Genomic DNA, 13,358 nt, shown 5'->3' on the forward strand with positions numbered 1-13,358 from the left:
CTCAGGCGGGGCCGACCGCCGTCACGGTCACGACGGCCTCGCCGGCCTCGTCGGACGCCGCCAGGTCGACCGTCGCGCTGATGCCCCAGTCGCGATCGCCCTCGGGATCGTCGAAGGTCTGCCGGACGGTCCACGTGTCGGGCCCCTCCTGCACCATGAACAGCTCCGGCCCGCGCGACCCCGGCCCGGTGCCGATGTTGGTCGCGAAGCCCGACTCCGCCGGGTACTCCTCGCGGTAGGCCGCCATCGCCTCCATCCACGCGTCGGCGTCCCACTCCCCGTCGGGGTCGAGCGCGGCCAGCTCGGTCCAGCGGCCGAACGCCGCCAGCTCGACCCGGCGGAACATCGCGTTGCGCACGAGCACCCGGAACGCGCGCGTGTTGCCGGTGACCGGACGCGGCGTCTCGGACGCCATCGCCTGGGGCCGGACCTCGAGCGGGTCGACCCCGGGGGCGATCAGCTGCTCCCACTCGTCGAGCAGCGACGAGTCGGTCTGGCGCACGAGCTCGCCGAGCCACTCGGTGAGGTCCTCGAGCTCGTCGTTGCGAGCCTTCTCCGGAACCGTGCGGCCGAGCGTCTTGTAGACGTCGGAGAGGTAGCGCAGCACCAGCCCCTCCGACCGGGCGAGCTGGTAGTCGCCGACGAGCTCGGAGAACGTCATCGCCCGCTCCCACATCTCGCGGACGACCGACTTGGGCCGCAGCTCGTGGTCGGCGACCCACGGGTGCCCGATCCGGTACGTCTCGTAGGCCGCGGTGAGCAGCTCCTCGAGCGGCTTGGGGTGCGTGATCTCCTCGAGCAGCTCCATCCGCTCGTCGTACTCGATGCCGTCCATCTTCATCTCGTTGATGGCCTCGCCGCGGGCCCGGTGCCGCTGCGCGTTGATGATCGGCCGGGGGTCGTCGAGGGTCGCCTCGACGACCGACACGACGTCGAGCGCATACGTCGGCGACTCGCGGTCGAGCAGGTCGAGCGCCGCCACCGCAAACGGCGAGAGCGGCTGGTTGAGCGCGAAGTTGGCCTGCAGGTCGATCGTGAGCTGGAGGGTGCGGCCCTCGGCGTCGGGCGGATCGATGCGCTCGACGACCTCGCCGGCGAGCAGCGCCTCGATGATCTCGTCGACCTGCGCCAGCATCCGGTCCTGCGAGTCCTCGGTCTCGCCACTCTCACGCAGCAGCCGCTCGAGCGACGCGCGGGCGTCGCCGGGGCGCGAGACGACGTCGAGCACCATCGCGTGGCTGACCTTCATCCGCGAGACGAGCGACTCCGGCGTGCCGGTCGAGAGCTTCTCGAACGTGCCCTGCCCCCACGACACGAACCCCTCCTGCGGCTTCTTGCGCTGGATGCGCTTGAGCTTCTTGGGATCGTCGCCGGCCTTGCGGACGAGGCGGGCGTTCTCGATCTCGTGCTCGGGCGCCTCGACGACGACGTGGCCGATCGTGTCGTAGCCGGCACGGCCGGCCCGCCCGGCGATCTGCTGGAACTCGCGCACCTGCAGCTGGCGCTGGCGCGTGCCGTCGTACTTCGACAGGCCGCTGAACAGCACCGTGCGGATCGGGACGTTGATGCCGACGCCGAGCGTGTCGGTGCCGCACACGACCTTGAGCAGGCCCTGCTGGGTCAGCGTCTCGACGAGCCGTCGGTAGCGCGGCAGCATGCCAGCGTGGTGCACGCCGACCCCCATGCGGATGAGCCGCGACAGCGTCTTGCCGAACGCCGACGAGAACCGGAAGTCGCCCAGCGCGTCGGCGATCGTGTCGCGCTCCTCGCGCGTGGCGACCTTGATGCTGGTGAGGGCCTGGGCCCGCTCCAGCGCCGAGACCTGCGTGAAGTGCACGACGTAGACGGGCGTCTGACCGGTCTCGATGAGCTGCTCGAGCGTCTCCTGCACCGGGGTCGAGACGTACTCGCTGACCAGCGGGACCGGACGCTCCGTGGACGAGACGACCGCCGTCTCGCGTCCCGTGCGCCGTGACAGGTCGGCCTCGAGCCTGGTGGTGTCACCGAGGGTCGCCGACATCAGGAGGAACTGCGCCCGCGGCAGCTCGATCAGCGGCACCTGCCACGCCCAGCCCCGGTCGGGATCGGCGTAGAAGTGGAACTCGTCCATGACGACCAGGCCGATGTCGGCGTCCGCGCCCTCGCGCAGCGCCATGTTGGCCAGGATCTCGGCCGTCGCCGCGATGATCGGGGCATCGGCGTTGACCGCGGCGTCACCGGTCACCATCCCGACGTTCTCGGCACCGAAGATCTCGCAGAGGTCGAAGAACTTCTCGCTGACGAGCGCCTTGATCGGCGCGGTGTAGACGCTGCACTCGCCGCGGGCCAGCGCGGCGGCCATGGCACCGGTGGCGACCAGGCTCTTGCCCGAGCCGGTCGGGGTGGCCAGCACGACGTTGGACCCCGCCACGCACTCGAGGATCGCCTCGTCCTGCGCCGGGTAGAGGGTCAGGCCACGGCTGTCGACCCACTCGGCGACGGCCTCGTAGACGGCGTCCTCGTCGTACGCGGCTCCGGTGGGTGGGAGGAGGTCGATGAGGCGGGGCATCGTCCCATTGTCCCCGCCGTCCGGCCGTCCCTAGACCGAGGGCGGCGCCCAGGCGGCCTGGATGATCTCCAGACCCCGGTCACGGGTGACGAGCTGACCGCGCCCCGGCGCGGACGGCCGCGGACGGGCGTTGCCGATGAGCGCACCCTCGTCGGGGCTGCCCGAGAGCAGGATGCCGGGCTGGGCGAGCTCGCGCAGCGTCTGCAGCACCGGATCGAACGAGGCTCGCGACGCACCGCCGGAGCGACGGGCGACGACCAGGTGCAGGCCGACGTCGCGCCCTTGGGCGAGGAACGGGACGAGCGGGCCCAACGGCGAGGAGCTCTGCGGGGCGACGAGGTCGTAGTCGTCGACCAGCACGTAGGCCTCGGGGCCGCTCCACCACGAACGGGTGCGCAGCTGGTCGGGCGTCACGTCGGGCCCCGGGATGCGGGTCTTCAGCACCTCGGCCAGGCCACCGATGACCGCCTCGATCTGCGCCGAGCTCGAGACGTACTCCATCTGGAAGTCGTCGGGCAGCTCGCCGAGCATCGCGCGGCGGTAGTCGACGACCACGAGCTGCGCCTGCGCCGGTGTGCGGCTGCGCATGATCTCGCGGGCGTAGGCGCGCAGCAGCGAGCTCTTGCCGGATCGGCCGTCGCCGTAGACCACGAGGTGCGGCTCGGCCTCGACGTCGAGACCGACGGGCTTGAGGTCACGCTCGTCGATGCCGAGCAGGACGCGTCGGTCGCCCTCCTCCAGGGCCGCCAGCTCGCGCACGCGGTCGAGGTCGACCCGCGACGGCAGCAGCCGCAGCTTGGGTCCGCCCTGTCCGGGCCACGACGCCTTGACCCGCGCCACGAGGTCGTCGACCGCCGGACCGACGGTCGCGCCGTCGGCCTTGCCGTCGAGCCGGGGCAGGGCCGACAGGAAGTGCAGCTTGGACGAGACGAGACCGCGTCCGGGCCGCTCGTTGGGCACCAGCTGGGCGATCTTGCGGTCGACCTCCGAGTCGGTCGGGTCACCGAGGCGCAGCTCGAGCCGGGTGCCGAAGAGGTCGCGCATCGCGGCACGGAAGTCTCCCCATCGCGACGACGAGGCGAGCACGTGGACGCCGTAGGTCAGTCCCCGCTGCGCGAGGTTCTGCATCTCCATCTCGAGCGAGTCGAAGTCGGAGCGCAGGGTGCTCCAGCCGTCGATCACGAGATAGACGTCGCCGTAGCCGTCGTCGACCGAACCCTCGCGGCGGCGGGCACGGTAGGTCTCGACCGAGTCGATGCCCTGCGAGCGGAGATAGGCCTCGCGCCGGTCGGCGATGCCGCTGACCTCGGCGAAGATGCGGCGCACGACGTCGGGCTCGGCGCGGGTGCCCACACCGGAGACGTGCGGCAGGTCCGTCATGCCGGCGAACGTGCCGCCACCGAAGTCGAGGACGTAGACCTGGGACTCGCGCGGGCTGGACGTCAGCGCGATGCTCGCGACGACGGTGCGCAGCACGGTGCTCTTGCCGCTGCGGGGGCCACCGACCACGGCGAGGTGACCACCGGCGCCGGAGAGATCGACCGAGAGCACCTCGCGGCGCTGCTCGCGCGGACGGTCGAGCGTGCCGACCGGGACGCGGAGGCCGCCGTAGACGCTCCAGCGGGACGACAGCAGACCCGTGTCGTCGGTCTCGGTCAGGTCGGGCATGAGCACGTCGAGCGTGTCGGGCACGTCGAGCGGCGGCAGCCACACCTGGTGCGCCTGCGGCCCCTGCCCGACCATCGTGTCGACCGCGATGTCGAGCACGGACGCCGTGCTCTCGGCGACCGGAGCCACCACGACCTCGGGCGTCGACGGCTCGCTCTCGATGGGCGCGAGCACGTGGCTCGTCGTGAACGGGAGGATGCTGCGCGCCTGCTGGCCGTCGGGGGCGACGGTCGCGACACGACGCGGCGGCGGCCCCGAGACGTAGGCGGCCTTGAACCGGGTCATGCTCGACTGGTCCGCCTTGAGGTAGCCCAGGCCGGGCACCGAGGGCAGCTCGTAGGCGTCAGGAGACCCGAGCACCGCCCGGGACTCGCCGGCCGAGAACGTCCGGAGGCCGATGCGGTAGGACAGGTGGCTCTCCAGGCCGCGCAGGCGGCCCTCCTCGAGGCGCTGCGAGGCGAGCAGGAGGTGGAGGCCGAGCGATCGACCGAGACGGCCGATCGCGACGAACAGGTCGATGAAGTCGGGCTTGGCCGAGAGCATCTCGGAGAACTCGTCGACGACGATGAACAGGCTGGGGAGCGGCTCGAGGTCCTCCCCCGCGGCGCGGGCCTTCTCGTAGTCGCGCTGCGAGGCGTAGTTGCCCGCGCGGCGCAGCTGCTCCTGACGACGGACCATCTCGCCCGACAGGGCGTCCTGCATGCGGTCGACCAGTGGCAGCTCGTCCTCGAGGTTGGTGATGACCGCCGAGACGTGGGGCAGGTCGGACAGACCGGCGAACGTCGCGCCGCCCTTGAAGTCGACGAGCACCATGTTGAGCGTCTCGGACGAGTGGGTCAGGGCGAGGCCGAGCACGAGAGTGCGCAGCAGCTCGGACTTGCCCGAGCCGGTCGCGCCGATGACCAGGCCGTGCGGACCCATGCCCTGCTGGGCCGACTCCTTGATGTCGAGATAGACCGGTGCGCCGTTGCCGGCCACGCCGATCGGCACCCGGAGCTGGTCGCGGGCCGGACGGTCGCGCCAGGCGTCCTCGACGTTGAGGCCCCGGACGTCGCCGAGACCCAGCAGGTCGGTGAGGTCGGGGGTGCCGGCCATCGCGTCGTCGCGGACGGGACCCTCGACCGCGCCCAGCGGGGCGAGTCGGCGGGCGAACGCCTCGGCGGACGCCACGTCGAGGCGGTCGGCCGACGCGCGGACGGGCTCCTCGTGGCGGCGCCACGCGGTCACGGCGCTCTCGTCGCGGCGGTCCTCGAACTCCAGCCGCAGCCGGGTGGGGTCCTCCAGCTCGCCCCAGCGCTCGGGCAGCTCGAGCACCGTCACGCCGTGGACGCCCTCCTCGGGCACGAGGTGGTTGCCCGGAGGCAGCGCGGCACCGTCGACCACGAGCAGCAGGTGCGGACCCTCGACCGGCTGCTCGGCACCGAAGCGGGGACGATCGATGAGCTCGCGCGGCAGCATCGCGGCGAGGTCGTCGATCGACCGCGAGACCATGCGGCTCGGCCCGACCGCGTCGGACTCGCGGCTGCTCTGCGCGTGCGGCAGCCACTTGACCCAGTCCCACTGCTGCACCGCGTCGCCGTCGGCGAGCACGGCGACGACGAGCTGGTCGGGGCTGTGGAACGCGGCCGCCTCGCTCACCATCGAGCGGGCCAGGCCCCGGACGGGCTGCTCGGCGCCGATGAGCTCGATCCGGCTGAAGGCGCCGAGGTCGATCGCCGCGGGCAGGCCGGGCTGGGCCCGGTGCACCGCGAGCAGCCGGTGCAGCGCCGACGCGCACACGGGGTCGACCTGGTCGATGGGGGCGCTCTCCGGCGGCACCAGCTCGACGGCCAGCGGCTGGGTCGACGTGCCGTAGCGGACGTGGAGGCGGTGCGGGTCGTCGGCGCCACGCTCCCAGACCCGACTGCCCTCCTCGGCGAAGGTGGCGAGGACGGTCGGCGACGGGTGCAGCCACATCAGGCCTGCGCGCTGCGCGTCGGCCGCACGGCGGACGCTGCTGCGCACCGTCGAGAGGTACTGGAGGTACTCACGGCGGGAGCCGGCGACCTTGGTCTTGCGCTGCTTGATCTGACGCTCGACGTTGACGACGACGAAGCCGAGTGTCGCGACCAGGAACATGCCTGCCGCGATGAAGCCGCGGGCCCCGGCACCGCTCGACGCGACGAAGACGATCGAGCCGACGCTGGCCAGCATCGGCAGCGCCATCATCAGGGCACCGCCGATGCCCTCGTGCGGCTGGAGCTCAGGAGGCGACTGGACCTCGAGCCGTCCCTCGGGCACGGCCGGTCGCTCGATGCGCTCCCCGCGGCGCAGTGTCGTGGACACGTGGACCTCCGTCGATCCTCGGATGAGGGGCGGCCATGCCTCGGCCCCCCGTTGCTCGCACGATTCTAGGGGTCCAGATGTGGGCCGGCACCGCGGGCGACAGCCTGTGGCGACAACCTGAGCGCGATCGGGCACCATGGTCCCAGGCGAAAGGGGGGCCGACATGACCGACAGCATCGTCCACGCGACCGTGCGACTGACGATCCTCGGCGACGGCGGACGCGTCGACCTGGCCGTGCCGCTCTGGACCGAGATCACCTCCCTCGCCGCGATGTACGTCGACCACACGCAGTGCGACCCGATCACCCTGCACGCCTCCTCCGGTCGCCCCTTCGCCGCCGGCAGCACCGTCCACGGCGCCGGCCTGACGCACGGCGACGTGCTGGTCGCCATCACCGGCACCGGGCTGCCGGGGCGTCGGGTCCTGGGCCGCGACGAGGCCGACGACGACACCCCCGCACCCGTGCGCGCCGAGGCGCGGCGCGACCTGATGGGCCCGGTCGCCACCGTCGCCGCGGCGATCGTCGCCGCCGTCGCCGGATCGCTCGAGGGCGGAGTCGCCGCCGACGGCGTGACGGCCGGCCTCCTGGTGCTCGCCCTGCTGACGATCCTGCTGGCCCGCGGCCATCGCCGCGTCGACCGCGCCTGGCTGTCCGTCGTGCCCCTTCTCGTGGCAGCTGCGGCCGCCACGTCCGCCGTCGCCACGCTCGGCGACGGTGACAGCGGTGACGTCCTGCTCGTGGCCGCCGTCGCCGGGCTGGTGGCCGCAGCCTCAGCGGCCGCCGTCCGCACCGGATCCCCGCGGGTGGCCGACGACTGGCTGATCGCGTGGATCTTCACCGGCGCCGCCGTCGCCGGCGCCGCGTCCGCGTGCCTCCTGATGGACTGGTCCACCACGACCTTCTGGGTCCTGGTGCTGACGCTCGCCACCGTGTCGACCCGGCTCGTCCCTGCACGCGTCGTCGAGGTGCCCGACCACGTGCTGCTCGACTTCGCCCGGCTGGCCGTCACTGCCTGGACCGCTCGCGAGCAGCCCCGGCGCTCGTTCCGCGGGGTCATCCGCCGCGACGACGTCGAGTCGGTCGCCCGCCACGCCCTGCGTCTCGTCGACGCCGCGAGCGTCTTCGCCGCCGCAGCAGCCCTCACCGCCACGGCTGCGCTCGCCATGGGCGATCCCGGCACGAGCCGCCGCATCGGCATCGTCATGCTGTGCCTCGGCGCCGGTGCGTCCATGACGCTCGGTGCGCGCAACCTGCGCATCCGGGTGGCCCGACGGGTGCAGCGGACCACCGGCACCGTGATCCTCGTCCTCATCACGCTCTCGATGCTCACCGGGCTCGGGGTCTCGGCCCGGCCGATCTTCACCACGGCGGTGGTCGCGCTCGGTGCGCTGCTGCTCGTCGTGGCCCGAGCGGCCGGCCGAGGGTGGACGTCGGTGCGCTGGTCGCGGACCGCCGAGACGGCCGAGACGCTCGCCGGCGTCCTGGTCTACGGGTCGCTCCCGCTCGCGACCGGACTCTTCGACTGGATGCGGGTCCTGACCTCCGGATGACGACCGGTGCGACCCTAGTCACGATGAACTAGAAATTCATCATCCTCGAGTAGTCATTCAAGACTTGCTGTCATAGTCTGGGGCCACACATCGTCTGGGCGCGAGAGCGCAAGGGGGACCACTCATGACCGATCTCAGTCGCGAAGAACAAGCGCTGACCAAGGCCGCCGGACTCGTCCGTGACGCCTACGGTCAGCTCAACAGCCAGGTTGCCGACCTGCCGACCCGTCTGGAGACCAAGGGCTCCTGGGAGGGCGGAGGCTCCGAGAGCTTCACCGGTCTCGTCGGTGCATGGACCCGCGAGACGGGCCGCATCCTCAAGGCCCTCGAGGTCTTCGAGCAGAACCTCACCAGCGCCGACAAGGCCTACACGGTCACCGACCAGGCGCAGCAGGACAAGTACCAGCAGATGGCCAACCGCATGACGACGCAGGGCTGAGAGAGGACTTCACCATGACCGGAAGCACAGGACGTCTTGCTGTCTCCTTCGGCGGACTCGGCGGACTCGCCGGAGAGGTCGGCGCAGCTGTCACCAAGCTGCAGAGCCGCCTCGACCAGCTCGACCAGGACCTGACCCCGCTGAAGGCTGACTGGACCGGTGAGGCCTCGGCCTCCTACCAGCAGGCCAAGGGCAAGTGGGACCAGGCCATCGCCGACCTCAAGATGACGCTCCAGGCGTCGGGTCAGGCCGTCAACGACTCGCACGACGACTACAAGCACACCGAGGGCAAGAACTCGGCGGCGTTCGGCGGCTGATCGACCATGGTCCGTGACGACGACTCCGCAACCGCCCCCGCCACTGGCGGGGGCGGTTCGACCGCTGACCTCGAGCTGACGATCGAGGACGTCGAGAAGATCGGCCAGGACACGTCCGCACTCACGGCCAAGACCCAGGCCGCGCTGGCCATGCTCGCCGACGCCAAGGGATCGCCGGGCGACTTCAGCAGCTATGGCCCCGCGCAGGCCCTCTTCGCGCAGCACCAGGCCGTCGTCGAGGTCTTCGAGAAGACGCTCTCGGCCATGACGACCGACATCGACGACTTCGGCGCCACGATCGTGCAGGCCGCGCGCAACCACGCACAGACCGACGGCGACGTGCTGGCCGCGCTGACCGCCATCGGATCCAAGGTCACCGGCAGCGTCACCCGCAGCGCCCACAACGATGCCCGCAACGAGGGTGGCTACGCGCTGCTCGATGCCGACGAGCAGCTCGACTCCGACAGCGAGATCGACACGTACGGCGAGAAGCACGAAGAGGTTCTCGATCCGTCGATCAACGCTCTGCGCCCGCAGGACGAGGGGCACGCGGGCACCGGTGGCGCGGCGCTCGACGGGAACGGCCCGCCGTGAGCCCCCGCGGCCGCCGGGGCACAGCGGTCGCCGCCGCTCTGACGCTCCTCACGCTCGCCGTGCCTGCGCCGGCGTCGGCAGAACCGCTCGACCCTTGGTGGTTCCAGGGTCTGGCGGTCTCCGAGGCGCACCAGCAGTCGACCGGCAAGGGCGTGCGGATCGCGGTCATCGACGGTGCCATCAACACCGACGTGCCCGAGCTCGACGGCGCCAAGGTGACCTTGCGCGGGGCGGTCAAGCCCGATGGGTCCGAGGGACTCGCCGAGGCGCGCTCGTATCCCACTGCCCGCTATGCGGGTCACGGCACGGCGATGACGAGCCTCATCGTCGGTCAGGGCAAGGGCAATGCCCCGGGCGGAGCCGGCATCACGGGCATCGCGCCCGATGCGGAGGTCTTCTTCTACCAGAAGGACCCCGATCCGACCGATCGCGAGTCCGGCTATCCCTCCGAGCTGTTCGACCAGGCCATCAAGGACAAGGTCGACATCATCAGCTACTCGTTCACCAACACGCTCCAGCTGCAGTACGAGGTCGAGCAGGCCCAGAAGGCCGGCATCGTCGTGGTAGCCGGGGCCGGCAACCCCAACGGGCCCGTCACCGAGCCCGCCAGCATTCCCGGGGTCGTGGCCGTCGGCGCGATCGACAAAGACGCCAAGCCGTGGAGCAAGCAGCCCGACGGCAACCTCTCGATCGTCGCCCCAGGGGTCGACGTGGCCTCCGGGATCATGGAAGGCCCCGTCGACCAGGCCCGATGGGTGTCCGGCGAGGAACGGACCGGCACCTCCGACGCGACACCGCTCGTGGCGGGCGCCTTGGCGCTGGTGAAGTCCAAGTACCCCGACGCCACCGGCAACCAGCTCATCCAGCAGCTCATCCACAGCTCCGGAGGTCGTGACTTCGGCTACCGGCAGTCGACCGGCTTCGGCGTGATCAGCCTGCGCAAGCTGCTCGCCCGCGACCCGTCCGGCTGGCCCGACGTCAACCCGCTGCTGAAGAACCCCAACGACGCCTTCGCGGCCTACCCGCTCTCGGCGTGGAAGGACCCGAAGACCACCGAGCCGACGTCGCCGAGCGCGAGCCCGACGCCGGCCGACGATCCGACGCCGCAGGCCGCTACGACCGCCGACGACTCGTCCGGACCGGCGATCTGGATCAGCATCGCGGCCGCCGTGGCCCTGCTCGCGGTCCTGCTGGTCCTTCGACACCGACGCACCACTTCACGCGCACTCACCGGAACGACAGGGGGCAGCACCGATGGGACCCAATGAGCTGAAGCTGCAGGAGATCGCCGGGACGGGGGCCTCAGGCGCCGCGACCAAGAAGCGCGCCTGGAAGGACTCCTACGCCGAGGTCGACGACCTGCTGATCGACCTGCGGATCCACCGCGCCCGGACCCGCAACGCCTGGACCGGAGCGGACGCGGAGGCGGCCTCGGCGGCCTTCGACAAGAAGGTGACCGAGCTCGAGACGTACCGCGACCAGATGAGGGACTCCGCGCTGGCGATGGAGGAGGCCCGCAACGGCCTGGCCAACGCCAAGACCAACCTCGCGGGGCTCCCGGCGGTCGGCGCCCCGCCCGTGTCGCCGGGAACGATCGACGCCGGAGCGACGAAGGACGAGCAGGACGCGCACTCGGAGAAGCTGCGCGACCACGCGATGGCGGAGCGGGCACACACCGACGCCATCGAGGCGCGTGAGAAGCGCGCGGGCGAGGCCCTCACCGAGTTCGAGGCCTCGGTCAAGGTTGCGCAGGCACTGCTGAGCAAGGCGGCTCCTCGCGGCGACCAGCCCGTCGACTCCGCCGATCGCGGCGGCGACGGCCCCGGCACGTCGACCACCAACGGCACCACAGGCAGCACGGGCGGCAGCAGCACGGGCACCCCTGTGGTGGGCGGCAGCGCCTCGATCGACCAGATGCTGACCACGACCGGAGCCGTGGCGACCACCGGCCTCATCGGCGGGATCAAGTCCCCGCCGGGCACCCAGGGCTCCACGCAGGACGGCAACGCGGGCAGCAACGCCGGACAGGACCTCACCGGCGGCGCCGGCGGCAGCGCCGGCATGATCGGCGGCGGCGGCACGAGCGCCGCGACCAGTGCGGCCGGTGTGCTCGGTGCGGGCCGCGGCCTGCTCAACCGTCTCACCGGCGGCGCCGCCAGCGGCAGCGCGGGTGCACCGGCCGGATCCGGTCGCACCGCCGGCATGCAGAACGGGTCGACGCTCGGCTCTCGGACTGCGGGCCAGCCCGCCTCGGGCTCGAGCGCGGCTCGTCCCGGAGGCGCCCCGTCGTCCGGCGCCCAGTCGTCGGCCGGTCGCCCCGGGGGCGCTCAGCCGTCGGGTGGTCGCTCCGGCGGATCCGGCCAGGCCGGCAGCCGCGGGGCAGGCCCCGGCACCGGATCGCGCAGCAGCGGCACGGGCGGCACGGGCGGGCGTGGAGCCGGCTCCGGAGCCGGCCGCGGCGGTCAGCAGCGCGACGGTGACGACCAGACGCTCGACCACATGGCCTTCGACGACGACCAGTGGCTCGACGACGACGAGACGTCCCCGGGAGTCATCGCGTGAGCACAGCGGTCTACTCGCTCGGCGGCCTGGTGCGCGTCACGATCGCCTCGGGCGACCGGCGCACCGACCTCGCCCTGCCCTCGGCCGTGACGGTCGCCGAGCTGCTGCCCGAGCTCGCCCGCTCGATGGGCGTGCTCGACCCGAGCTCGGCCCACACCGGCTTCCGGCTGCTCGCCGCCGACGGCAGCGAGCTCTCGGCCTCGGCCGGCCTGGCGTTCCAGAACGTCCACGACGGCGCGCTGCTGACCCTCGCACCCGGCGGGCAGGCAGCCCCCCGCGTCTACGACGACGTGGTCGAGGCCATGTCGGACGTCATCGAGGACAGCACCAGCCCGTGGGAGGCCTCGGCCGCCCGCAGGACCGCTCTCGTCGCGGCCGGCTCGCTGCTGGCCCTCGGCGCCCTGTCCATCGCGATCGAGCGCACGAGCGTGCTCGCCGGATCGCTCGCCGGCGTCATCGCCCTCGTCCTGCTCGCCGCGTCGATCGTGCTGTCGCGGCTCGAGCACGAGGACGAGATCGCCCTGATGCTCGGCTGGTCGGCCGTCGTCTTCGCCGCCGTCGGCGCGTTCACCGGCGTGACGTCCGACGAGGTGCTCGGCGCCTCCGTGGCCTCCGCCGGCGGCGCAGGTGCCGTCACGGCCGTCCTCGCCATGGCCGGTCTGGAGCGTCACCGGCTCCTGCTCCTGCCCGGAGCGATCCTCGGCGTGCTGGCCGCCGCCGCCAGCGGCCTGGTCATCGCGACCGACCTCGGCGCTGCCGAGATCTACCTCGTCGCCCTCGCCCTCGTCGTGATCGCCTCGGGCGTGCAGCCGGCCCTCGCACTGACGTCGGCCGGAGCCTCGTCGCCGCAGCCCGAGGACCCGGCCCTCATGCCCGACGACCCGGCCGAGGTCAGCATCGACGAGGTCCGGGCCGGTGCCCGCATCGGCCACGAGATCCTGCTGGCCACCACGATCACCAGCGGGCTGCTGCTGGTCGCCGTCGCCCCGCTGGCCGTCACGCTCGGTGTCACCGGCATGCTGACGACCGTCGCCGCGGCGATCGCGCTGCTGGTCCGCACCCGTCAGTTCCGCTCCGGCACCGAGGTCGGCGCCGGACTCGTCACCGCTGCCGCCGGCATCCTCTCGATCGCCGTGAGCGTCCTGGTGCTGCAGCCCGACTGGCGTCCCGGCCTGATCGTCGTCCTGACGGTCGTCGCAGCAGGCACGCTCGTCACGACACTCGTCCCGTCCACCCACACCGTCTCGCGAGGACGGACCGCCGAGCTGCTCGAGCTCGTCGCCCTCGTCGCGATGATCCCCCTGCTCGTCATCGCCATCGGAATCGTCTCGGCCGTCCGGTCCTGACCTACTA

General features: G+C 72.1%; 9 protein-coding genes. 7 read left to right on the forward strand and 2 right to left on the reverse strand.

Annotated elements, in window-relative coordinates:
* Nucleotide 1: 1 nt before the first annotated feature.
* Complete coding sequence (locus tag HQK15_RS02040) at nt 2-2,548, reverse strand: DEAD/DEAH box helicase (protein ID WP_173489762.1); 2,547 nt, start codon at nt 2,546-2,548, stop codon at nt 2-4.
* Nucleotides 2,549-2,578: 30 nt separating this feature from the next.
* Nucleotides 2,579-6,541 (reverse strand): type VII secretion protein EccCa, encoded by a 3,963-nt coding sequence (gene eccCa, locus HQK15_RS02045; RefSeq protein WP_367649033.1) that lies wholly within the window; start codon nt 6,539-6,541, stop codon nt 2,579-2,581.
* Nucleotides 6,542-6,704: 163 nt separating this feature from the next.
* On the opposite strand from eccCa, the gene HQK15_RS02050 reads away from it, so the two are divergent.
* From HQK15_RS02050 to eccD, 7 genes are all read left to right on the forward strand, one after another.
* A complete protein-coding gene (locus HQK15_RS02050) occupies nt 6,705-8,093 on the forward strand; it encodes a hypothetical protein (protein ID WP_173489764.1) in 1,389 nt (462 codons plus the stop codon).
* A 124-nt stretch (nt 8,094-8,217) separates the two neighbouring features.
* Nucleotides 8,218-8,532, forward strand: coding sequence for a WXG100 family type VII secretion target (locus HQK15_RS02055; RefSeq protein ID WP_173489765.1), 315 nt, complete (start codon nt 8,218-8,220; stop codon nt 8,530-8,532).
* A gap of 14 nt (nt 8,533-8,546) precedes the next feature.
* Complete coding sequence (locus HQK15_RS02060) at nt 8,547-8,849, forward strand: WXG100 family type VII secretion target (RefSeq protein WP_173489766.1); 303 nt, start codon at nt 8,547-8,549, stop codon at nt 8,847-8,849.
* 6 nt (nt 8,850-8,855) lie between these two features.
* Nucleotides 8,856-9,443, forward strand: a complete 588-nt coding sequence (locus HQK15_RS02065; protein WP_173489767.1) for a hypothetical protein — start codon at nt 8,856-8,858, stop codon at nt 9,441-9,443.
* The gene (locus HQK15_RS02070; RefSeq protein ID WP_173489768.1) at nt 9,440-10,711 is read left to right on the forward strand and encodes a S8 family peptidase; all 1,272 of its coding nucleotides are present in this window, start codon (nt 9,440-9,442) and stop codon (nt 10,709-10,711) included. The genes HQK15_RS02065 and HQK15_RS02070 overlap by 4 nt, the downstream gene beginning before the upstream one ends.
* Entirely contained in the window at nt 10,698-12,005 is a 1,308-nt protein-coding gene (locus HQK15_RS02075) for a hypothetical protein (RefSeq protein WP_173489769.1), read from the forward strand. Before HQK15_RS02070 ends, HQK15_RS02075 begins: the two co-directional genes overlap by 14 nt.
* Complete coding sequence (gene eccD, locus HQK15_RS02080; RefSeq protein WP_173489770.1) at nt 12,002-13,351, forward strand: type VII secretion integral membrane protein EccD; 1,350 nt, start codon at nt 12,002-12,004, stop codon at nt 13,349-13,351. The genes HQK15_RS02075 and eccD overlap by 4 nt, the downstream gene beginning before the upstream one ends.
* Nucleotides 13,352-13,358 lie beyond the last annotated feature (7 nt).

The organism is Aeromicrobium stalagmiti (genome assembly GCF_013283745.1).
Classification (GTDB): domain Bacteria; phylum Actinomycetota; class Actinomycetes; order Propionibacteriales; family Nocardioidaceae; genus Aeromicrobium; species Aeromicrobium stalagmiti.

Coding starts and splice junctions, on each gene's coding strand:
- HQK15_RS02040 (WP_173489762.1), bottom strand. CDS start 2,548: ATGCCCCGCCTCATCGACCTCCTCCCACCCACCGGAGCCGCGTACGAC.
- HQK15_RS02050 (WP_173489764.1), top strand. CDS start 6,705: ATGACCGACAGCATCGTCCACGCGACCGTGCGACTGACGATCCTCGGC.
- HQK15_RS02055 (WP_173489765.1), top strand. CDS start 8,218: ATGACCGATCTCAGTCGCGAAGAACAAGCGCTGACCAAGGCCGCCGGA.
- HQK15_RS02060 (WP_173489766.1), top strand. CDS start 8,547: ATGACCGGAAGCACAGGACGTCTTGCTGTCTCCTTCGGCGGACTCGGC.
- HQK15_RS02065 (WP_173489767.1), top strand. CDS start 8,856: ATGGTCCGTGACGACGACTCCGCAACCGCCCCCGCCACTGGCGGGGGC.
- HQK15_RS02075 (WP_173489769.1), top strand. CDS start 10,698: ATGGGACCCAATGAGCTGAAGCTGCAGGAGATCGCCGGGACGGGGGCC.